Origin of the sequence: Pseudaminobacter soli (ex Zhang et al. 2022) (genome assembly GCF_014595955.1) — a bacterium.
In the GTDB taxonomy this organism is placed as follows: Bacteria; Pseudomonadota; Alphaproteobacteria; order Rhizobiales; family Rhizobiaceae; genus Kumtagia; species Kumtagia pseudosoli.
This window is the reverse complement of the sequence record NZ_JABVCF010000005.1, coordinates 250,591-270,114: the sequence shown is the minus strand read 5'-3', so window position 1 is coordinate 270,114 and position 19,524 is coordinate 250,591. Positions and strand designations below refer to the sequence as shown.

19 protein-coding genes and 1 riboswitch are annotated in these 19,524 nt (G+C 68.1%); of the genes, 15 read left to right on the top strand and 4 right to left on the bottom strand.

The features are described 5' to 3' along the window. Positions 1 to 45 precede the first annotated feature (45 nt). Both HUI96_RS11705 and HUI96_RS11700 read right to left on the bottom strand, forming a co-directional pair. Positions 46 to 627 (bottom strand): NuoB/complex I 20 kDa subunit family protein, encoded by a 582-nt coding sequence (locus tag HUI96_RS11705; RefSeq protein WP_188254831.1) that lies wholly within the window; start codon positions 625 to 627, stop codon positions 46 to 48. Next, the gene (locus HUI96_RS11700; RefSeq protein ID WP_188254830.1) at positions 618 to 983 is read right to left on the bottom strand and encodes an NADH-quinone oxidoreductase subunit A; all 366 of its coding nucleotides are present in this window, start codon (positions 981 to 983) and stop codon (positions 618 to 620) included. Before HUI96_RS11700 ends, HUI96_RS11705 begins: the two co-directional genes overlap by 10 nt. Before the next feature lie 229 nt (positions 984 to 1,212). Here HUI96_RS11700 and HUI96_RS11695 point away from each other — a divergent pair, with 229 nt between their 5' ends. The 8 genes from HUI96_RS11695 to HUI96_RS11660 all read left to right on the top strand — a co-directional run bounded on the left by HUI96_RS11695 (position 1,213) and on the right by HUI96_RS11660 (position 11,147). Beyond that, positions 1,213 to 2,448: a winged helix-turn-helix domain-containing protein gene (locus HUI96_RS11695; protein WP_188254829.1), complete on the top strand. Its 1,236-nt coding sequence runs from the start codon at positions 1,213 to 1,215 to the stop codon at positions 2,446 to 2,448. Continuing rightward, positions 2,443 to 2,642: riboswitch (cobalamin riboswitch) on the top strand. (Overlaps the previous gene by 6 nt.) Positions 2,643 to 2,680: 38 nt before the next feature. Then, positions 2,681 to 3,094: a DUF1636 family protein gene (locus HUI96_RS11690; RefSeq protein ID WP_188254828.1), complete on the top strand. Its 414-nt coding sequence runs from the start codon at positions 2,681 to 2,683 to the stop codon at positions 3,092 to 3,094. After that, entirely contained in the window at positions 3,091 to 4,128 is a 1,038-nt protein-coding gene (gene cobW / locus HUI96_RS11685; protein WP_188254827.1) for a cobalamin biosynthesis protein CobW, read from the top strand. The genes HUI96_RS11690 and cobW overlap by 4 nt, the downstream gene beginning before the upstream one ends. A 9-nt stretch (positions 4,129 to 4,137) precedes the next feature. Continuing rightward, positions 4,138 to 7,701, top strand: a complete 3,564-nt coding sequence (cobN, locus tag HUI96_RS11680) for a cobaltochelatase subunit CobN (protein WP_188254826.1) — start codon at positions 4,138 to 4,140, stop codon at positions 7,699 to 7,701. Further along, the gene (cobG, locus tag HUI96_RS11675) at positions 7,698 to 9,023 is read left to right on the top strand and encodes a precorrin-3B synthase (RefSeq protein ID WP_188254825.1); all 1,326 of its coding nucleotides are present in this window, start codon (positions 7,698 to 7,700) and stop codon (positions 9,021 to 9,023) included. Before cobN ends, cobG begins: the two co-directional genes overlap by 4 nt. Beyond that, the gene (locus HUI96_RS11670; RefSeq protein ID WP_188254824.1) at positions 9,020 to 9,652 is read left to right on the top strand and encodes a precorrin-8X methylmutase; all 633 of its coding nucleotides are present in this window, start codon (positions 9,020 to 9,022) and stop codon (positions 9,650 to 9,652) included. Before cobG ends, HUI96_RS11670 begins: the two co-directional genes overlap by 4 nt. Next, positions 9,649 to 10,386 carry a precorrin-2 C(20)-methyltransferase gene (locus tag HUI96_RS11665; protein ID WP_188254823.1) on the top strand — a complete coding sequence of 246 codons (738 nt, stop codon included), beginning with the start codon at positions 9,649 to 9,651 and terminating at the stop codon, positions 10,384 to 10,386. The genes HUI96_RS11670 and HUI96_RS11665 overlap by 4 nt, the downstream gene beginning before the upstream one ends. Beyond that, positions 10,383 to 11,147: a precorrin-3B C(17)-methyltransferase gene (locus tag HUI96_RS11660; RefSeq protein ID WP_188254822.1), complete on the top strand. Its 765-nt coding sequence runs from the start codon at positions 10,383 to 10,385 to the stop codon at positions 11,145 to 11,147. The genes HUI96_RS11665 and HUI96_RS11660 overlap by 4 nt, the downstream gene beginning before the upstream one ends. Here the strand turns inward: HUI96_RS11660 and HUI96_RS11655 are convergent. Next, the gene (locus tag HUI96_RS11655; RefSeq protein ID WP_425299213.1) at positions 11,111 to 11,902 is read right to left on the bottom strand and encodes a cobalt-precorrin-6A reductase; all 792 of its coding nucleotides are present in this window, start codon (positions 11,900 to 11,902) and stop codon (positions 11,111 to 11,113) included. The two genes, HUI96_RS11660 and HUI96_RS11655, sit on opposite strands and share 37 nt — an antisense overlap. A 149-nt stretch (positions 11,903 to 12,051) precedes the next feature. On the opposite strand from HUI96_RS11655, the gene cbiE reads away from it, so the two are divergent. Genes cbiE through cobM form a run of 3 tightly spaced genes read left to right on the top strand, consistent with a single transcriptional unit; the run spans position 12,052 to position 14,416 of the window. Then, positions 12,052 to 13,272, top strand: coding sequence for a precorrin-6y C5,15-methyltransferase (decarboxylating) subunit CbiE (cbiE, locus tag HUI96_RS11650; protein WP_188254821.1), 1,221 nt, complete (start codon positions 12,052 to 12,054; stop codon positions 13,270 to 13,272). Next, a complete protein-coding gene (locus HUI96_RS11645; RefSeq protein WP_188254820.1) occupies positions 13,269 to 13,655 on the top strand; it encodes a cobalamin biosynthesis protein in 387 nt (128 codons plus the stop codon). The genes cbiE and HUI96_RS11645 overlap by 4 nt, the downstream gene beginning before the upstream one ends. Beyond that, the gene (cobM, locus tag HUI96_RS11640; RefSeq protein ID WP_188254819.1) at positions 13,652 to 14,416 is read left to right on the top strand and encodes a precorrin-4 C(11)-methyltransferase; all 765 of its coding nucleotides are present in this window, start codon (positions 13,652 to 13,654) and stop codon (positions 14,414 to 14,416) included. The genes HUI96_RS11645 and cobM overlap by 4 nt, the downstream gene beginning before the upstream one ends. Here cobM and HUI96_RS11635 read toward each other — a convergent pair. Beyond that, positions 14,383 to 15,516 carry a cobalt-precorrin-5B (C(1))-methyltransferase gene (locus HUI96_RS11635; RefSeq protein WP_237684083.1) on the bottom strand — a complete coding sequence of 378 codons (1,134 nt, stop codon included), beginning with the start codon at positions 15,514 to 15,516 and terminating at the stop codon, positions 14,383 to 14,385. The genes cobM and HUI96_RS11635 overlap by 34 nt on opposite strands. A gap of 53 nt (positions 15,517 to 15,569) precedes the next feature. Between HUI96_RS11635 and cobA the strand changes: the two genes are divergently transcribed. Genes cobA through cobT form a run of 4 tightly spaced genes read left to right on the top strand, consistent with a single transcriptional unit; the run spans position 15,570 to position 19,491 of the window. Beyond that, positions 15,570 to 16,355, top strand: a complete 786-nt coding sequence (gene cobA, locus HUI96_RS11630; protein ID WP_188254817.1) for a uroporphyrinogen-III C-methyltransferase — start codon at positions 15,570 to 15,572, stop codon at positions 16,353 to 16,355. Next, positions 16,352 to 17,686 carry a cobyrinate a,c-diamide synthase gene (locus HUI96_RS11625; protein WP_188254816.1) on the top strand — a complete coding sequence of 445 codons (1,335 nt, stop codon included), beginning with the start codon at positions 16,352 to 16,354 and terminating at the stop codon, positions 17,684 to 17,686. Before cobA ends, HUI96_RS11625 begins: the two co-directional genes overlap by 4 nt. A 13-nt stretch (positions 17,687 to 17,699) precedes the next feature. Further along, positions 17,700 to 18,461, top strand: coding sequence for an adenosylcobinamide-GDP ribazoletransferase (locus tag HUI96_RS11620; RefSeq protein ID WP_188254815.1), 762 nt, complete (start codon positions 17,700 to 17,702; stop codon positions 18,459 to 18,461). Positions 18,462 to 18,477: 16 nt separating this feature from the next. Beyond that, a complete protein-coding gene (gene cobT / locus HUI96_RS11615) occupies positions 18,478 to 19,491 on the top strand; it encodes a nicotinate-nucleotide--dimethylbenzimidazole phosphoribosyltransferase (protein ID WP_188254814.1) in 1,014 nt (337 codons plus the stop codon). Positions 19,492 to 19,524: the final 33 nt, after the last annotated feature.

Sequence of the window (19,524 nt, the reverse complement as noted above, 5' to 3'; positions counted from 1 at the left end):
TCGACCTTCACTTCCCGCCTCTTGACCCGATACTTCGCCACAGCCTTAGCGCTCAATGGTACCCGTGCGGCGGATCTTCTTCTGGAGCAACAGAATGCCGTAGAGCAGCGCCTCGGCGGTGGGCGGGCAACCGGGGACGTAGATGTCGACGGGCACGATGCGGTCGCAGCCGCGCACCACCGAATAGGAGTAGTGATAGTAGCCGCCGCCATTGGCGCAGGAACCCATCGAAATCACGTAGCGCGGCTCCGGCATCTGGTCGTAGACCTTGCGCAGCGCCGGCGCCATCTTGTTGGTGAGCGTTCCCGCCACGATCATCACGTCCGACTGTCGCGGACTGGCGCGCGGCGCGATGCCGAAGCGCTCCGCGTCGTAGCGCGGCATCGACATGTGCATCATCTCGACCGCGCAGCAGGCGAGGCCGAACGTCATCCACATCAGCGAGCCGGTACGCGCCCAGGTGACCAGCGCCTCGGAGGAGGTGACCAAAAAACCCTTGTCAGCGAGTTCGCTGTTGATCTCGCCATAGAACGCGTCGTCGGCGCCGATCGGCTTGCCGGTGTTCGGATCAATGATGCCCTTGGGCCTAGGGGCGACCAGGGTTGCGGAGGGTGCGTTCAATCCCATTCCAGCGCTCCTTTCTTCCACTCATATATGAAGCCGATGGTCAGAACGCCCAGGAAGACCATCATGGACCAGAAGCCGAACATGCCGACTTCGCCGAAGGAGACCGCCCAGGGGAACAGGAACGCGACTTCGAGATCGAAAATGATGAACAGGATCGAGACCAGATAGAAGCGGACGTCGAACTTCATGCGGGCGTCATCGAAGGAGTTGAAGCCGCACTCATAGGCCGACAGCTTCTCCGGGTCCGGATTGCGGTAGGCCACCAGATAGGGCGCGGCAATAAGCGCCAGCGGAATGATCAGCGCCACGGCCAGGAAGATGACGATGGGGAGATAAGACTCCAGCAGCCCGCCCATGTTCATCCCTTTCGTCGGATAGTGTCGTTTCGATGCGCGCAGGCGACGGCCGCTTCCGGCCGCCTGCCGCAGCGGGGCGAGCGTTAGCGCAGGCGCAATGCCGACGCAAGCGATCCTTGCCGGTTAGCCGCCGATCCTAACCATGTCAGCATGCTCTTTCGGACCGGGTGGACGCCCGGTCCTGGCTTCGGTCATATGGGCGTCCCGCAACCTGCAGACCAGACGCCACATGAAGGAAAAGATCTCGCTCGCGCTCGCCCGCCGCATCGCCGTCGCGGCGCAAGGGTTGGCCGAGCCTCGCCCGGCGGGACCGATTACACGTCGCCACCTCACAAAAGTGCTCGACCGCCTGGGCCTTCTGCAGATCGATTCCGTCAGCGCGGTGGTGCGGGCCCATTACATGCCGCTTTTCTCGCGGCTAGGCCCCTACCCCATGTCGCTGTTGGACGACGCCGCCTCGCCGGGGCGCAAGCGCGCGCTGTTCGAGTACTGGGCGCACGAGGCATCCCTGCTTCCGCTCGAAGCCTGGCCGCTGATGCGCTGGCGCATGGAGCGCGCATCGCGGAACGAGGAGATCTACGGCGGCCTGGCGCGTTGGGCTGAGGCGAACGGCCGCATGATCAATGAGATCTACAGGCGCGTCGCCGACAATGGCCCAACTGCTGCCTCCGACATCGACGGCGCCAAGGGCAAGGGCGGCTGGTGGGGCTGGAGCGACGAGAAACACGCCTTCGAATGGCTGTTCTGGGCCGGCCGGCTGACGACGGCGGCCCGCCGCGGCTTCGAGCGGCTCTATGACGTCCCGGAAAGGGTCATTCCCGGAAAGGTCCTGAACCTTCCGGAACCCGCCCCGGCAGATGCGCATCGCGAACTGCTCCGCCTCGCGGCCCGCGCGCTCGGTATCGCCACCGCCTCTGACCTGCGGGACTACTACCGACTGAGCCCATCGGACATGAAGGGCCGGATCGAGGAGTTGGTCGAGTCGGGCGACATTTTGCCCGTCTCAGTCGAAGGCTGGCGGCAGCAGGCCTATCTTTACGCCGGCGCGCGCCTGAAGCGGAAGGTCGAGGCCCGCGCGCTTCTGGCCCCCTTCGATCCGCTGGTCTGGGAGCGGGCCCGTGCCGAGCGGCTCTTCGATTTCCGCTACCGCATCGAGATCTATACGCCGGCCGAGAAGCGGCAATATGGCTACTATGTCATGCCGTTCCTGCTCGGGGACACCGTCGTGGCGCGAATCGACCTGCGCGCCGACCGCCCCACCGGGGTACTGAGAGCGATGGCCGCCTATGCAGAACCCGGCGCGCCGCGTCATACCGCCGAGACGCTTGCGGGCGAACTCGACACGATGCGAGCCTGGCTCGGCCTCGAGCGGCTGGAGATTCTCCCGGCGGGCGACCTCGGTCCGGCGCTCCTTGATGCGGCTGATGGCTCGCCCGCGTTGACACGCTCCGCCGCTGAGGCGTAAATCGCCCCTGACGGTCCCTTCCCGGCAACGCGGAAGGGCTAAGAGGGAATGCGGTCAGATCGAGGGTCGAATCCGCAGCTGTCCCCGCAACTGTAGGCGGCTAGCCCGCGCCGAACGCCACTGGAGAGATCCGGGAAGGCGGCGCAGGGCGAAGAACCGCGAGCCAGGAGACCTGCCGTCGCGTGATCAATTCGACTGCCCGGCGGGCGATCCGGGCAAGGAGCCGAATGACGTGACAGCCAATTCCGAGCCGAAACATGCCGCTCCAGGCGGTTGCGAAGGCGTGACGCTCGTCGTCTGCTCGTCCTGCCGCGACGAGACCGGTTCGGACGCCCGCCCCCGTGCGGGCGAGCGGCTCGGAGACCGCGTCCGCGAGCTCGCTATGGGAACCGGCGTCTCCGTCCGCCAGCTGGAATGCCTCGGCAACTGCAAGCGGCGCCTAAGCGCGGCGATGATCCGCGAGGGTTGCTGGAGCTACGTGTTTGGCGACCTTGGCCTCGCCAATGCCGACGACCTCGTCGCTGGCGCCCTACTCTTCTCGACTTCTACTGACGGCCTGCTGCCCTGGCGCGGCCGGCCCGACTGCCTCAAGCGCGGCCTCGTCGCCCGCATCCCACCCTCCTCGCTTCTGAAGGACGCTTCATGACTGCTTCGCTCGCCCGGGTTCCCTGCACCGTCGTCACTGGTTTCCTCGGTGCCGGCAAGACGACGATGATCCGCCACATCCTCGAAAACGCCGGCGGACGCCGCCTCGCGCTGATCGTCAACGAGTTCGGCGACGTCGGCATCGACGGCGAGATCCTGAAGGGCTGCGGCGTCGATGCCTGCCCGGAGGAGAACATCGTCGAACTGGCTAACGGCTGCCTCTGCTGCACCGTCGCCGACGACTTCGTGCCGGCGCTCGACCAGATCCTCGCCAAGGAGCCGAAGGTCGACCACATCATCATCGAGACTTCAGGACTCGCCCTGCCCAAGCCACTTGTCCAGGCGTTCCAGTGGCCGTCCGTGAAGAGCCGCGTCACGGTAGACGGCGTAGTCGCTGTGGTGGACGGCCCTGCGCTCGCAGCCGGCCAGGTCGCCTCCGACATGGACGCGCTCGCTGCCCAGCGCGCCGCCGACGAGACGCTCGACCATGACGATCCCGTCGAGGAGGTGTTCGAGGACCAGGTCGCCTGCGCCGACCTCGTGATTCTCTCGAAGAGCGACCTGCTCGACGCTGAAGCGAGCCGCCTCGCCGCTGAGCGCATCGAGGGCCATCTCTCCCGGGCCGTAAAAGTGGTGCCGGCCTCACAGGGCCGGGTCGACCCTTCCGTGCTGCTCGGGCTCGGGCTCGCGGTCGAGGACGACATCGAGAACCGCAAGACCCATCACGACGACGAACTCGACCACGAGCACGACGATTTCGATTCCTTCATCGTCGAGCTTCCCGCGGTGTCCAATCCGGACGAGCTTGCCAGCCGCGTCGCCGCAGCGGCCGAGAGCCAGAACGTGCTGCGCATGAAGGGTTTTGTGCATGTCGACGGCAAGCCGATGCGGCTGCTGGTCCAGGCGGTCGGGCCGAGAGTGAACCACTATTTTGACCGGCCGTGGGCCGCCGGCGAGGACCGCCGCTCGCGTCTCGTGGTGATCGGCCTCAAGGGTCTGGACCGCGCTGCGGTCGAAAAGGCCCTGGCGGGTTAGCCTCCTTCCATGCACATACTGCCCACGACATCCGCCTCTCTGGACGACCTGATCGAGCCCGTCGATCTTGGCCAGACGCCGGCCGACGTCGTGGCGCTGTCGTTCACCGACAGCGATCTGGCCAGCATCGGATTCGCCTGGAATCGCGGGGGTGCGGCGCTGCCCTCGCTGCGGCTTGCCGCTTTGCGCGACCTGCGTCACCCGATGTCGGTGGACCTGTGGCTGGAGAAGGTCGCGGCGCATGCGAAGATCATCCTCGTGCGCATCCTCGGCGGATATGACTGGTGGCGCTATGGCTGCGATGAGCTTGCCGCAGTGGCGCGCCGCAACGGCATTCGCCTCGCTCTACTACCTGGCGAATGCCGCGAGCAGGACGAGCGCCTGATCGAGTGCTCGACGCTTTCCCGTGCGGAACTCGACGCGCTGCTCTCATTCTTCCGGGAGGGCGGACCGGCCAACATGGACGCGCTGGCCGGGCGCCTGGCCGAACTCGCGGGCGGCGGAGAAGGCCTTGCCGCGGAGGCGAAGCCGATTCCGAAGGCTGGTTTGTACGACTGGAATGGCAAGCGCGATCTCCTCTCCCCTCTTGAGGGAGAGATGGCTGCAAAGCAGCCAGAGGGGGTAAGTGCGGCCGCGCGCCGACCTTCTGCCCCGACCGTCGAGGAAGAAGGGTCGAGCGTTGCCTGTGACGACCCCTTCCGGCCGCTTCGCGGCCACCCTCCCCTCAAGGGGGAGGGAAACGCCCCGCCTGTCGTCCCCGTCCTTTTCTATCGCTCGATGCTTCTGGCCGACGACGTCGCGCCTATCGGTGCGCTCTGCGAGGCGCTCGCAGCCCGAGGCGTCCGGCCGGTACCGATCTTCGTCGCCAGCCTGAAGGACGCCAAATCCCTCGCCTTCGTGGAAGCGGCGATCGCGGATCTGCGCCCGGCGGCGATCGTCACCGCCACCGCCTTTGCAGCCGGTGCGGAGCCTGGGGCCGACACGCTCTTCGACCGGGCCGGCGTGCCGGTGTTCCAGGTGATCGTCGCGACGACCCGCCGTGAAGCCTGGGATAACAACCCCCGCGGCCTCGCCCCCGCCGACCTTGCGATGCATGTCGTCCTGCCGGAACTGGACGGCCGCATCCTGGCCGGCGCCGTTTCGTTCAAGGCCGAGCGCCCGATCGATGCCGAGTTGGGCTTCACCGCCTTCGGCAATGCGACCGAGCCTGACCGGGTCGATCAGATCGCAGCCCGCATCGCCGCGCATCTGACGCTCGCCGCCACGCCCCGCGCCGAGCGGAAGCTTGCGATCCTTATCCCGGACTACCCTTCGGCGCCCGGGCGCACCGGCTATGCGGTCGGCCTCGATGTGCCTTCCAGCGTGCTCGCCATGCTGCACGACCTGAAGCAGGCGGGATACCGGGTTGATTCGATTCCCGAATCCCCGCGCGCGCTGTTGGACCTTTTGGAAGGGAACGCGACGGGCCTGCCACTGGCCGAGTATCGCCGGTTGGCAGCGGTGCTTCCGGCCGAGGCGATGGAAGCCGTCGAGGCGGCATGGGGCGATGCGGGGTTAGATGCCGCCTCGCCAGATCAGGGTTCGCGCTCTATGTTGCCCCCCTCTGTCGTGAATCAGCGGCATGGCTCGCATCTTGCCACTCCGCACTTCCCCTTCCGCGCCGCCACCTTCGGCAATATCACCGTAGCCCTCGCACCGGAGCGCGGGCGCAGCGAGACCCGCCGTGCCGATTATCACGACGCCGCGCTGCCGCCGCGCCATGCGCTCGTCGCCTTCGGCCTCTGGATGAAACACGCCCTCGGCTGCCACGCCATCGTCCATGTCGGCGCGCACGGCACGCTCGAATGGCTGCCCGGCAAGGCCGTCGCGCTGAGCAACACCTGCTTCCCCGAGATCGTGACCGGCGCCCTGCCCGTCATTTATCCCTTCATCGTCAGCAATCCCGGCGAGGCCGCCCAGGCGAAGCGCCGCATCGCGGCGGTGACGATCGGGCACCTTCCGCCGCCGCTGGCCGCCGCTGGCCTCGAGGAGCATCAGCAGAAGCTCGAACGGCTGGTAGACGAATATGCCCAGGCCGACGGGCTCGACCGTCGCCGCCGCGACCGGCTGGCCCGGCTGATCGTCGAAGAGGCCAAGGCAAACGGCCTCGCGGCCGAGGCGGGCGTGGCGACAACCGATGAACCCGACGAGGCTTTGCGCCGCATCGACGCCTGGCTCTGCGACCTCAAGGATCTCGCCATCAAGGATGGCCTGCATGTGTATGGCCGCCCCGCCTCCGGCGACACCGATCCGCTGCGTCTCGACAGCGCCGAAGCGGAGCGGACAGCGCTCCTCGTCGCCCTTGACGCGCGCCACATCAAGGCGGGGCCGGCGGGCGCGCCCGCGCGTGGCCGAACGGATGTTCTCCCGACCGGCAGGAACCTCTTCACCGCCGACCCGCGCACCATGCCGACGCCAACCGCCTTCGACCTCGGCCGTGCGGCCGCCGAAGAGGTGCTGCGGCGCTATCTGCAGGACCATGGAGACTGGCCGCGCTCGCTCGTCATCGATCTCTGGGGCAGCGCCTCGCTGCGCACCGGTGGCGAGGAGATCGCCCACGGGCTGTTCCTGATGGGCTGCCGGCCGCAGTGGGATCCAGCCACGGGCCGCGTAACCGGCATCGAGGTCCTGCCGCCGGCCACGCTCGGCCGGCCGCGCATCGACGTCACCTGGCGAATTTCGGGCCTGTTCCGGGACATGTTCCCCAGCCAGATCGCGCTGATGGATGCCGCCGCCCGGGCCGTCGCCGCACTGGACGAGGACGCATCCGAGAATCCGCTTGCCGAAGCGGCCCGGCGAGAGGGCAAGCCTGCTGCTCGCATCTTTGGGTCATCGCCCGGAACCTATGGCTCGGGCATCGAGGACATGCTTGCCCGCGGCGAATGGCAGTCGCGCGAGGAGATCGGCGCGGCCTATCTCGCCTCGGCGTCGCATGCCTTTGGCGGCGCGGAGGGCAGCGGCGAGGCCGCGCCCGACGGTTTTGCGGCGCGGCTAGAAGAGGCCGACCTCCTCGTCCACACCGGCGACGATCCCGGCCGCGACATTTTGGAGGGCTCGGCCGACGTCGCCTTCATCGGCGGCTTCTCGGCCGCACTCGCGGCGCTCGGCAAGAATGCCGACGTGATCGTGCTGGACACCACCGACCCCGCCCGCCCGCGCCCGCGCTCGGTCACCGAGGCCGTCACTCGGGTCGTGAGAGGCCGTGCAACGAATCCCCGCTTCATCGAGGGCCAGATGCGGCATGGGCCGCGCGGCGCCTCCGAGTTCGCAGAGACCGTCGACCGGCTGGTCGCCTTCGCCGAGACGACCAATGCCATCCCCAGCGCCCTCATAGAGGCCGTGCACGACGCCTATGTCGGCGACGAGCGCGTGCGCGACTTCATCCTGCGCGAAAATCCCGCAGCTGCCCGGGCGATCGCCGAGCGGCTGTCGGCGGCGCGCCGCCGCGGCCTGTGGCACCCGCTGCGCAACTCCGTCGACCATGATCTGGCAGAGCTGATTGCTGAAGCCCGAGCGCCGGAGGCCGCGGAATGAACACGCCCACGCGCCGCGGCGCCTGCCCAGCATTATCGGCCCCGATGCTGACCGGCGACGGCCTGCTGATCCGACTTTCACCCGCTTCGGGAGGCGTCTCGCCGAAGCAGTTGATCGGACTCTGCGAATCGGCCTCAGCCCACGGCAACGGCATCGTCGAGGTGACCGCGCGCGGCAGTTTTCAGTTCCGGGGCTTCTCGGATGATTCCGCTCGCCGGTTCGCGGAGGATGTTGAGACGCTCGGGGTCGAAGTGCGGACCGGCGTGCCGATCGACGCCAGCCCGCTGTCCGGGCTCGATCCCGTCGAAATCGCCCATCCGCGGTCGCTCGTGCGCCGCATCGCGGCGGGGATCGCAGCGGCGGGGCTTACTGAGCGGCTCGGACCCAAGGTGTCGGTAGTTGTCGACGGGGGCGGCAGCATTTCGCTCGATGAGATTTTGGCCGATGTGCGGCTGACCGCGGCTCCGCAGGCCGGCTGCTGGGATGTCGCAATCGCCGGGGATGCGCGCAGGGCCACTCCGCTCGGCAGGTTCGGTGAGGACGAGGCCGTTTCGGCGGCGCTGGAGGTTCTGGCGGCTATCGCTTCGCGTGGCCTCGAGGGACGCGCAAGGGATCTGTTGGCGGAAGATTTGCCTCGGATCCACTCCTTCGCACCCCGGCGTGACATACGGGGCGCTCAGGAGTTCACCCCCCTTCCCCTCACCGACGGCCGCATCGCCCTGCCGCTGGCGCTCGCCTTCGGCCACGCCGAATCCGCCAAGCTCGCCTCGCTCGCCACCGCCGCGCAGGCGCACGGCGTAGCCGACATCCGCCCGGCTCCTGACCGTACACTGCTCGTCCTCTGTCCTTCGCAGGACGCGGCCAATGGCATGCGAGAGACGGCAGCGGGGCTCGGCTTCGTGACCGACGCGAACGACATCCGCCGCACCATAGCCGCCTGCCCCGGCGCGCCCGCCTGCGCCTCCGGAAAGATCGCCGCGCGCGAAATCGCCCACGAACTGGCAGCGGTAGCCGCCGAGACGGGTCCGGCTGGAACCTCGATCCATATCTCCGGCTGCGCAAAGGGCTGCGCCCGCACCCCGGCTGCTGACATCACCGTGGTCGGCGGCGAAAACGGCGTGGGACTCGTCGTCAACGGAACACCGAGGGCCGAGCCCCTCGCCTACAGGACAGCCGATCGCTTGGCCCCGGCAATTGCCGAGGTCGCGGCCAACTTGCACGCCCGCAGTCCAGGATTTGAATCGCCCGAACTCCGCCATGCGCTCGCCGCATTGTGGCGGTCGGAGCGCCCACAGACTGAAAGCCGACAAGGAACGGAATGACCGACTACGATTACATCCGCGACGGCAACGCCATCTACGAGCGCTCCTTTGCAATCATCCGCGAAGAGGCCGACCTGTCGCCCTTCAGCCCGGCCGAGGCAGACGTTGCGATCCGCATGATCCACGCCTGCGGCCAGGTCGAAGCGGCAAGCAGCTTTGTCTTCTCGCCCGACTTCGTCTCGTCGGCACGTTCGGCACTCGAGGCCGGCGCGCCGATTTTCTGCGACGCCCAGATGGTGGCGCATGGCGTCACACACGCGCGGCTGCCAGCCGGCAACGAGGTGATCTGCACGCTGCGCGACCCGCGCACGGCCGAGATCGCCGGGAAAATCGGCAACACCCGCTCCGCCGCGGCGATCGACCTCTGGGGCGAGCGCATGGGCGGTTCCGTGGTGGCGATCGGCAATGCGCCCACTGCGCTGTTCTATCTGCTCGAGCTTCTGCGTGATGGTGCGCCGAAGCCGGCGGCGATCCTCGGCATGCCGGTCGGCTTCGTCGGCGCGGCCGAGTCGAAGGACGCTCTGGCGGAGAACTCCTATGGCGTGCCCTCCGCGATCGTGCGCGGTCGGCTGGGCGGCAGCGCGATGACGGCCGCTTGCCTCAACGCATTGGCGAGGGCCGGGCTGTGAACGCACAACCGAAAGGCCGGCTGATCGGCGTCGGCACCGGGCCGGGCGATCCGGAACTGATGACGCTGAAGGCGGTGCGGGCGCTCGGGGAAGCCGAGGTGCTGGCGCATTTCGCCAAGCGCGGCAACAATGGCAACGCCCGCGCCATCGTCGCGCAGTACCTGAAGCCGGACGTGGTCGAACTGCCGCTGTTCTATCCGGTGACCACCGAGATCCCGCACGATCACGCCGACTACAAGGCTCAGATCCAGGGTTTCTACGAGGAGTCGGCTGAGCAGGTCGCGTCTCATCTAGACGCCGGCCGGACCGTAGCGGTCCTCAGCGAAGGCGACCCCTTCTTCTACGGCTCCTACATGCACCTGCATGTGCGGCTCGCCTCGCGCTACCCCACCCAGGTGATCCCCGGCGTGACGGCGATGTCCGGCTGCTGGACGCAGGCCGGCCTGCCGCTGGTCCAGGGCGACGAGGTTCTGTCCGTCTTGCCCGGCACCATGAGCGAGTTCGAGCTGACTCGGCGCCTTGCCGACACCCATGCCGCCGTGATCATGAAGGTCGGCCGCAACCTGTCGAAGGTCCGTCGCGCGTTGGAGATGTCCGGCCGGCTCGCCCGCGCGGTCTATGTCGAGCGCGGCACGATGGACAACGGCTACTCCATGCCGCTCGCCGAGAAGACCGACGACCGAGCGCCCTATTTCTCCATCGTATTGGTTCCCGGCTGGGAGTCGCGGCCGTGACCGGAAAACTCTTCGTCATCGGGCTGGGACCAGGAAGCCCCGACCAGGTCACGCCGCAGGCCCATAATGCGGTAACCGAGGCGCGCTTCTTTTTCGGCTACAAGCCCTATGTCGACCGGCTGGAACTCAGGCCCGATCAGCAGCGCATCGCGTCGGACAATCGCGAGGAACTGGATCGGGCAAAAGCCGCACTTGAGATGGCGGCGGCAGGCGAGACCGTCGCCGTGGTGTCAGGCGGCGATCCCGGCGTGTTCGCGATGGCCGCGGCCGTGTGCGAGGCCGTCGAGGCTGGTCCTGAAAGCTGGCGCGCGGTCGACCTGGAGATCGTTCCGGGCATCACCGCGATGCTGGCGGTTGCGGCTCGGATCGGCGCGCCGCTCGGACATGATTTTTGCGCGATCTCGCTCTCCGACAACCTGAAGCCTTGGGAAGTCGTCGAGCGCCGGCTTAAGGCGGCAGCCGAAGCCGGCTTCGTGATGGCGTTCTACAACCCGATCAGCAAGGCGCGGCCCTGGCAACTCGGCCGGGCCTTCGAATGCCTGCGCGAGGTGCTCCCGCCCGAAACCCTCGTCGTCTTCGGCCGCGCTGCCGGACGCCCGGACGAGCGCATCGCGATCGCCAGCCTTGGCGAGGCCGATCCGGCCCAAGCCGACATGGCGACCTGCGTCATCATCGGCTCGACCGAGACACGGGCGGTGCCACGCGGCGACCTGCCGCCGCTCGTCTACACGCCGCGTTCGCTGGCACCTGCGAGCCAATGATCGATCGCCGCAACAGCCCCGTCGACATCCTCGGCCGTTTGCGCGGCCGGAGGCTCCGGGCGGCGGAACAGTATGACCTCGATGCCGAGGGTGCGCGCCGCGGCGATCTTGCCGTAGGTCGCCGATCCGCCGCTGTTCTTGGCGACGATCACGTCGATCCGGTGCTCTTCGAGCAGCGCCCGCTCCGCCGCCTCAGGGAACGGCCCACGCGCGAGGATATACTCGGCCGACGGGACGCCAAGTGGCGGCTCGACTGGGTCGACGCTGCGGATCAGGTAATCGTGCTGTGGCGCGGTCTCGAAGGCGGCAATCTCCTGACGCCCGAGGGCGAGGAACACCCGGCGAGGTGCGAGGCCCAGCGCGGCGACGGCAGAATCCGCATCCTCGACCTCGGTCCAGCGGTCACCCTCGACCGGCTGCCAGGCAGGGCGGCGAAGCGCAATGAGCGGCACGCCCGTCGACGCGGCCGCGGCCGCGGCATTTTTCGAGATTTGGGCCGCATAGGGGTGTGTGGCGTCAACGAGAAGTTCGATATCTTCCGCCTGGAGATGGCGCGCCAGTCCCTCGGCCCCGCCGAAACCGCCGCTGCGGACGGGCACGGGCTGGCGCACGGGATCGACCGTTCGCCCCGCCAGGGAAAGAACGATGTCCAGTTCCCGGCGGTCGGCCAGTCGTCCGGCGAGTTGCCGTGCCTCGGTCGTTCCGCCGAGGATGAGGATTTTTCGTGGATGTTGCATGGGCTGGGATGTTCTCATGTCGCGCTCCCTTACCCATTCCGGCGCGAAACCGGGAGAGGGAAAGAGGGCGCCGCGCCCCTCTCACCCGGCCTCCGCTTCGCTCGGCCATCCTCTCCCCGCCGGTCAAAGCGCGCACTCAGTTTCGCCCTCGCGGGAGCATTCGCCCCATGACCGCTCCTCCAACCCCCTGGCTCACCATCGTCGGCATCGGCGAGGACGGGCTGGACGGCCTCGGCACGGCAGCAAAGCGCTGCATCGAGGAAGCCGCGCTCGTGTTCGGCGGCACGAGGCATCTGGCCTTGGCGGCCGAACTGGTACGCGGGCAGGCCCGCGCCTGGCCCTCCCCCTTCGAGAGCGGCATCCGCGAGGTGCTTGGATCGCGCGGGCAAAAAGTCTGCGTACTGGCCTCGGGCGATCCGTTCTGCCACGGGGTCGGCACGACGCTGGCGCGGCACGTGCCGACTGCCGAGATGCGCACCATCCCTGCCCCGTCCGCCTTCTCGCTCGCCGCCAGCCGCCTCGGCTGGGCCCTGCCCGAGATCGAGATCGTTTCACTGCACGGCAAGCCCATTGATCTGATTCGGCCGCTCCTGCATCCAGGTTCCCGCATCCTCGCCCTCACCTCGGATGGCGATGGCCCCTCCGCCGTAGCGCGGCTGCTGACCGAGCTCGGTTTCGGCGCTTCGAAGCTCACAGTGCTCGAGGCGCTTGGCGGCCCAAATGAGCGGATCCGCAGTTCTGCTGCGGATGGCTTCGAGCTCGCCGAGATCAATCCGCTCAACGTGTTGGCCGTCGAGGTTGATTCAGACTCTGAGCCACGCGTCCTGCCTCTCACCTCCGGGATGGCCGACGATCTGTTCGAGCATGATGGCCAGATCACCAAGCGCGAGATCCGAGCCGTGACGCTCTCCTCGCTGGCGCCCCAGCGCGGCGAACTCCTCTGGGATATCGGCGCCGGCTCCGGCTCCATCGCGATCGAATGGATGCTGCGCCATCCCTCCATGCGCGCCGTCGCCGTCGAGGCATCCGCCGAACGGGCGGAAAGGATTGCACGCAACGCCGCTGGGCTCGGCGTCCCTGGCCTTCAGGTCGTCAGCGGCAGCGCTCCCAACGCGCTCGCCGGCCTGCCAACGCCGGATGCCGTCTTCGTCGGCGGCGGCGGCAGCCATCCCGGCGTCATGGACGCGGCGATCGAAGCCTTGAAGTCCGGCGGCCGCCTGGTGGCAAATGCGGTGACCCTGGAGATGGAGGCCGTGCTGCTTGCCCGTCATTCCCGTCTTGGTGGTGAGTTGCTGCGGCTCGCCGTGAGCCGTGCCGCACCCGTCGGCGGGATGCAGGGCTGGCGCTCCGCCATGCCGGTCACGCAATGGCTCTGGCGGAAGCCATGATCGTGGCTGGTATTGGTTGCAGGAAAGACGCGTCGGAGGCCGAGGTGCTGGCTGCGATACGCGGCGCTGCTGTGCAGTGCCAAATTTCGGCGGAACAGATCGATATGCTCGCAGTGCCGGAAGTGAAATCGCAGGAGCCCGGTGTCCATGCGGCGGCGCGCGCACTGGCTCTCCACGTGATGATAGTTGGCGGGGACGATTTGAAGCGGGCCGGCGTTCGCACGCTCTCCCGATCCGAAAAGTCGATCGAGGTGACGGGCGCACCCTCCGCTTCCGAGGCCGCCGCTCTCGCTGCGATCGGCGAGCGCGGCAGGCTGCTCGGGCCGCGGATCGCGGTCGGCCCGGTGACCTGCGCGCTGGCATGTGATGGAGTTCTGTCGTGACGGTGCATTTCATTGGCGCGGGGCCAGGTGCGGCCGACCTGATCACGGTTCGCGGACGCGATCTGATCGCGCGCTGCCCGGTCTGCCTCTATGCGGGCTCGATCGTCGCGCGCGAGATGCTCGACTGGTGCCCGCCGGGCGCCCGGATCGTCGACACCGCGCCGATGTCGCTCGATGAGATCGCCGAAGAGTTCGCAGCCGCCCACCGCGCCGGGCAGGACGTCGCGCGCCTGCACTCGGGCGATCTTTCCGTCTGGAGCGCGGTAGCCGAACAGATCCGGCGCCTGCAGAGGCTCGGCATCCCCTACACCCTGACCCCCGGCGTGCCCTCATTCGCGGCCGCCGCGGCAAGCCTCGGCCGCGAGCTGACGATCCCTGAAGTGGCGCAGAGCCTGGTGCTGACGCGCATTTCCGGCCGCGCCTCGCCGATGCCTCCCGGCGAGACGCTTGCCGCCTTCGGCGCGACCGGCGCGACGCTGGCGATCCATCTCGCCATCCATGCCCTCGACCAGATCGTGGAGGAACTCTCTCCGATCTACGGCCCCGATTGCCCCGTCGCCATCGTCTTCCATGCCTCGCGGCCGGACGAGCGCGTCCTACGCGGGACACTGGCGACGATCTCGGAACAGTTTGCCGCCCAGCCGATCGAGCGGACGGCGATCATCTTTGTGGGACCCGGGCTCGCCGCGCAGGATTTCAGGGAGAGCTCGCTTTACGATCCCGCCTATCAGCGCCGCTTCCGCGGCCGGGAGGGGTCATGACTTGGCGCGAATGGCGCATGTCCCATCAGCCTTCCTTCGCGGTTGAAGACGAGGATCTCCAGCGCGATCTCCGGATGGTCGAGAGCGGTGGCGGCGGTCTGCCAGGCGCCAGCAGCGACCGCGTCGCCGATCGTGATGCCCTCCGAGACGGCCAGCGAGAACGCCTCGGCGACCGTGTTGGCCTCCCTGATCCTGCGGGCCAAGTCTTCACTCGCCCCGGCCGAAACGGCCACTTCGGCAAGCGCCTCCAGATCGGCGGCGCCGCGCTTGGAATGCACGTCGAGCATGCCCTGGGCGAGCTTCGTCATCTTGGCGACGCCGCCGGCGATGCTGACGCGCGCCACCGGATGGGTGCGCAGATATTTGATCATGCCGCCGACGAAGTCGCCCATGTCGATCAGGGAGACCTCGTGCAGATTGTGGAATTTCTGCACAGCGGCTTCCGACGCGTTGCCGGTTGCGCCGGCGACATGGTCGAGGCTCATCGCGCGGGCGACGTCGATGCCGCGATAGATGGAATGGATCCAGGCCGAGCAGGAATAGGGAATGACGATCCCCGTCGTGCCGAGGATCGAGATGCCGTGCAGGATGCCGAGCCGCGGGTTCATCGTCCGCTCGGCGATCTTCGCCCCACCCGGCACGGAGACTTCCACCTCGATGTCGGCGCCCTCGCCCGCAACCTCCCGGACGGCCGCTGCGATCATCTTGCGCGGCACCGGATTGATCGCCGGCTCGCCCACCGGCACCGGCAGGCCGGGCCGCGTCACCAGGCCAACACCCTCCCCGCGCCGGAAGGTGACGCCGGAGCCGGGCGCGCCACGCCTTACCGTTGCCTTGACCAGCGCTCCGTGTGTGACATCCGGATCGTCGCCAGCATCCTTGATGATGCCAGCCGTCGCCGCGCCATCACTTGCGGAGGACATCGCCAGGGCGAAGGAGACGCGCTGTCCGCTGGGGAGACCGACCTCCATCGGATCGGGAAATTCACCTTGAAGAAGCGCGGTGCACGCGGCCTTTGCCGCGGCCGTGGCGCATGCGCCCGTGGTCCAGCCGCGCCGCAGCGGGCGGTCTTCCGTCTCGATGTCGGGATCGTTGTCCATGGTAGCGTCTATAGGCTTGCGAAGGCAGGCCGTCATGTTCCAAAGCGACGCGCATGATGCTAGCCGACGCTCTTTCCCGCCTCGATTACCGACCAGCCGAGTTCCGCCCGGGCCATGTCTGGCTGGCCGGCGCCGGTCCGGGCGATCCCGGCTGCCTGACGCTCGAGGTCCTCTCGGCGATCGCCTCTGCGGACTGCATCGTCTACGACGCGCTGGTATCCGAGGCGGTGCTTTCCATTGCCGGCAAGGCTGAACTGCATTTCGCAGGCAAGCGCGGCGGAAAGCCGTCGACCGACCAGGAGGACATCACTCGCCGCCTCATCGAGCTTGCCCGGGCAGGCAAGCGCGTACTGCGGTTGAAGGGCGGCGACCCGTTCATCTTCGGGCGCGGCGGCGAGGAGGCCCTGGCGCTCGTGCAGGCCGGCATCCCCTTCCGCATCCTGCCCGGCCTCACATCGGGCTTCGCGGGGCTCGCCCGTGCCGGGTTCCCGGCGACGATGCGTGGAATCAACAAGGCTGTGATTCTTGCGACGGGCCATGCCGCCGGCACCGAAGAGGACACCGACTGGGCGGCACTGGCCAGGACCGGCCAGCCGATCGTCATCTATATGGGCCTCAAGAACCTGCCCTTGATCGCAGAGGCGCTGATGGCGGGAGGACTCGGGCCATCGACCCCGGCGGCCGTGATCGAACAGGCCACGACGGCGAACCAGCGCGTGCTGGTAGCCAACCTCGGCACGATCGTCGACGAAGCCTCGGCTGCTGCGATCGCGGCGCCCGCCCTAATCGTCATCGGCGGCATCGTCGCGATGCGCGAACTGCTCCAGGGGTCGGCATGACTGGTCGCACGCTTATCATCGGGGCGCCGCGCTCCGGCGGCGGCAAGACGAGCGTCACCATCGGCCTCTTGCGCGCGCTGAAGCGCCGCGGGCTCGCCGTGCGGGGGGCCAAGTCCGGCCCCGACTACATCGACCCGGCCTTCCACGAAGCGGCGACCGGCCTGCCCGGTGTCAATCTCGACAGTTGGGCGATGCCGCCCGACCTGATCGATGGCCTGCTGATGGAGCAGGCCTCGGCTTCGGAACTGGTGATCGTCGAAAGCGCCATGGGCCTGTTCGACGGCATTCCCGCTGAGAAGGGCCGCTCCGGCTCGGCGGCCGACTTGGCCCGGCTCTACGGTATCCCCGTGCTGCTGGTGCTCGACGTCTCCGGCCAGTCGACCACCGCGGCCGCAGTCGCCAAGGGGTTTCAAACCTACGATCCGGACGTGAGGATCGCAGGCGTGGTGCTCAACCGGGTTGGCAGCGACCGCCACCGCCGGCTGGCCGGAGACGCGATCGAAATGCTCGGACTGCCGATCCTGGGCTCGATCGCGCGCGACCCCGCCGTCACGTTGCCCGAGCGACATCTCGGCCTGGTGCAGGCGAGCGAGCATGCCGACCTTGAGGCGTTCATCGATCGGCTCGCAGACGTGATGGAGCGCTCGCTCGACCTCGATGCGATCGTGAACATGGCAGGTCAGATCACCCGCGGTACTGCGCCCGCCTCCCCTCTCCCGGCCTCGCCGACGGCGCTCCCTCCCCCGGGCCAGCGGATTGCGCTCGCCAAAGACGAGGCCTTCACCTTCCTCTATCCGCATCACCTTGCCGCCTGGCGCGCGGCAGGCGCGGAGATCCGGCCGTTCTCTCCTCTGGCCGACCAAGCACCGGACGCTGATTGCGATGTCTGCTGGCTCCCGGGCGGCTACCCCGAACTGCACGCCGGCCGACTCGCCGCGTGCGAGCGGTTCAGAGAGGGCATGCGCCGTTTCGCCGCCGAAAAGCCGGTCCACGGCGAGTGCGGCGGCTTCATGGTGCTCGGCGAGGCTCTCGAGGATGCGGACGGCGTCACCCACGCCATGCTCGGCCTACTCGGCCATTCGACCAGCTTCGCAAAGCGGCGCATGAACCTGGGCTATCGTCAGGCAAAACTGCTCGTCGACTGCCCGATCGGGCCGGCCGGCTCGTTCGTACGCGGCCACGAATTCCACTATGCGCGCGTGACCGAGGCTGGAGACGATGCCCCGTTGGCCGAGCTCTTCGACGGCCAGGGCGCGGCGCTCGGCAATTTCGGTGGCCGCCGCGGCCATGTGACCGGTACGTTCTTCCACGCCATTGCGATGGCGGAGTGAATGGGGGCTCGGCATGGCGATACCGCCTGCGTCAGAAATCCTTAGAGACGTCAGGATCAACCTGGTCTTCTTCAGCCGCTTGCCGGTTCCACGGGGCGATCTCGACGGGGCTCGGCTTGCCGGTGCTGTTTGGGCAGCACCGGTCGCGGGATGGGCGGTCGCCCTGGCCGGGGCCGCCGCCTTTGCAATCGCTCATGCCTTGGGCCTGGACACGGCTCCGGCGGCCGCGCTTGCGATCGCCGCGACGATGCTGGTCACCGGCGGCCTGCATGAGGACGGACTGTCGGACACCGCCGATGGTTTCGGCGGCGGCAGGACGCGCGAGAGAGCGCTGGAGATCATGCGTGACAGCCGCATCGGCAGCTTCGGCGCCGCCACGTTGGTCTTGTCGATCCTGCTGCGCTGGACAGCCTTGGCCGAGTTCTCCAGTCCATCCGCCGTTCTCGCCGCTCTGATCGCCGCGCATGGCGCCTCCCGGGCGCTTCTGCCCTCCTTCATGCGCCTGCTGCCCAATGCGCGCACCGACGGGCTTTCGGCCGGAGCGGGCGGGGTCGACACCGCGACAGCCAATGTCGCGCTCGCGCTTGGGTTCCTGTCGCTGCTCACGCTAGGGCTCGGCCACGCGATTTTCGCCGTCATTCTGCTCGCCGGCCTTTTCTTCGCCTTCCGTTGGCTGTGCATGGAGAAGATTGGCGGACAGACAGGCGACACGGTCGGCGCCCTGCAGCAGCTTGCGGAAATCCTTGTCCTGCTGATCGCGTCCGCCGCTCTTTGAATTGGAGACTTCCAGGATGAACTTCGCTTCCTTCGAGGCCTTGCGCGTGGCCTGCCAGGACCTGCCTGTCGGCGACCAGGCGGCAGGACAAGCCGTGGCTCGACGTCAGGACACGCTTACAAAACCACGGGGCAGCCTCGGGAGACTGGAAGAACTGGTCGCCTGGCTCGCGCGCTGGCAGGGCCGGGAGGTCCCCTCGCTCGACCGTGTGAAAGTCATCGTTTTCGCGGGTTCCCACGGCGTCACCGCGCAGGGTGTCTCCGCTTATCCGTCCGAGGTCACTGCCCAGATGGTCGCGAATTTCGCGGCCGGGGGTGCCGCGATCAACCAGCTTGCACGTGTCGCGGGAGCCGAGCTGGAGGTGATCTCGCTCGACGTGGAGCGTCCGACCGCCGACTTCACCCTGGCGCCTGCCATGTCAGAGCCGGAGTTCCTGGCGGCGGTTGCGCGCGGCTACGAGACGGTTGAGGACGGCCTCGACCTGCTCTGCCTCGGCGAAATGGGCATTGGCAACACGACCGCCGCGGCCGCGATTGCGGCGGCGCTGTTCGGAGGCATCGACCAGTGGATCGGGCGCGGGACCGGCGTGGACGATGCCGGGCTCGGCCGCAAGGCGGCGGCGATCGAGGTAGCGGTGAAGCTCCACGGCGAGGTGCTGCACGATCCGCTCCGTGCCGCCGCGGCGGTTGGCGGACGCGAGCTCGCCGCCATGCTGGGAGCCACGCTTGCCGCGCGCCACAAGGGCGTCCCGGTGCTGATTGACGGCTTCGTCTGCACGGCGGCCGTCGCGCCGCTCGGCAAGCTCCACGCGCATGGGCTGGACCACGCGATAGCCGCTCACGTCTCGGCCGAGGCAGGCCACGGTAGACTGCTTTCGGCCATGAACCTCAAGCCGCTGCTCGATCTCGGGATGCGGCTCGGCGAAGGGACAGGCGCCTGCCTCGCCGTCAACATGCTGCGTTCGGCGCTGGCCTGCCACATCGGCATGGCGAGTTTCGCCGATGCGGGGGTTTCCGAGAAGGCTGAGTAAGCGTTCGCGGCCTCGCCGCAGCGGAACCAGTTC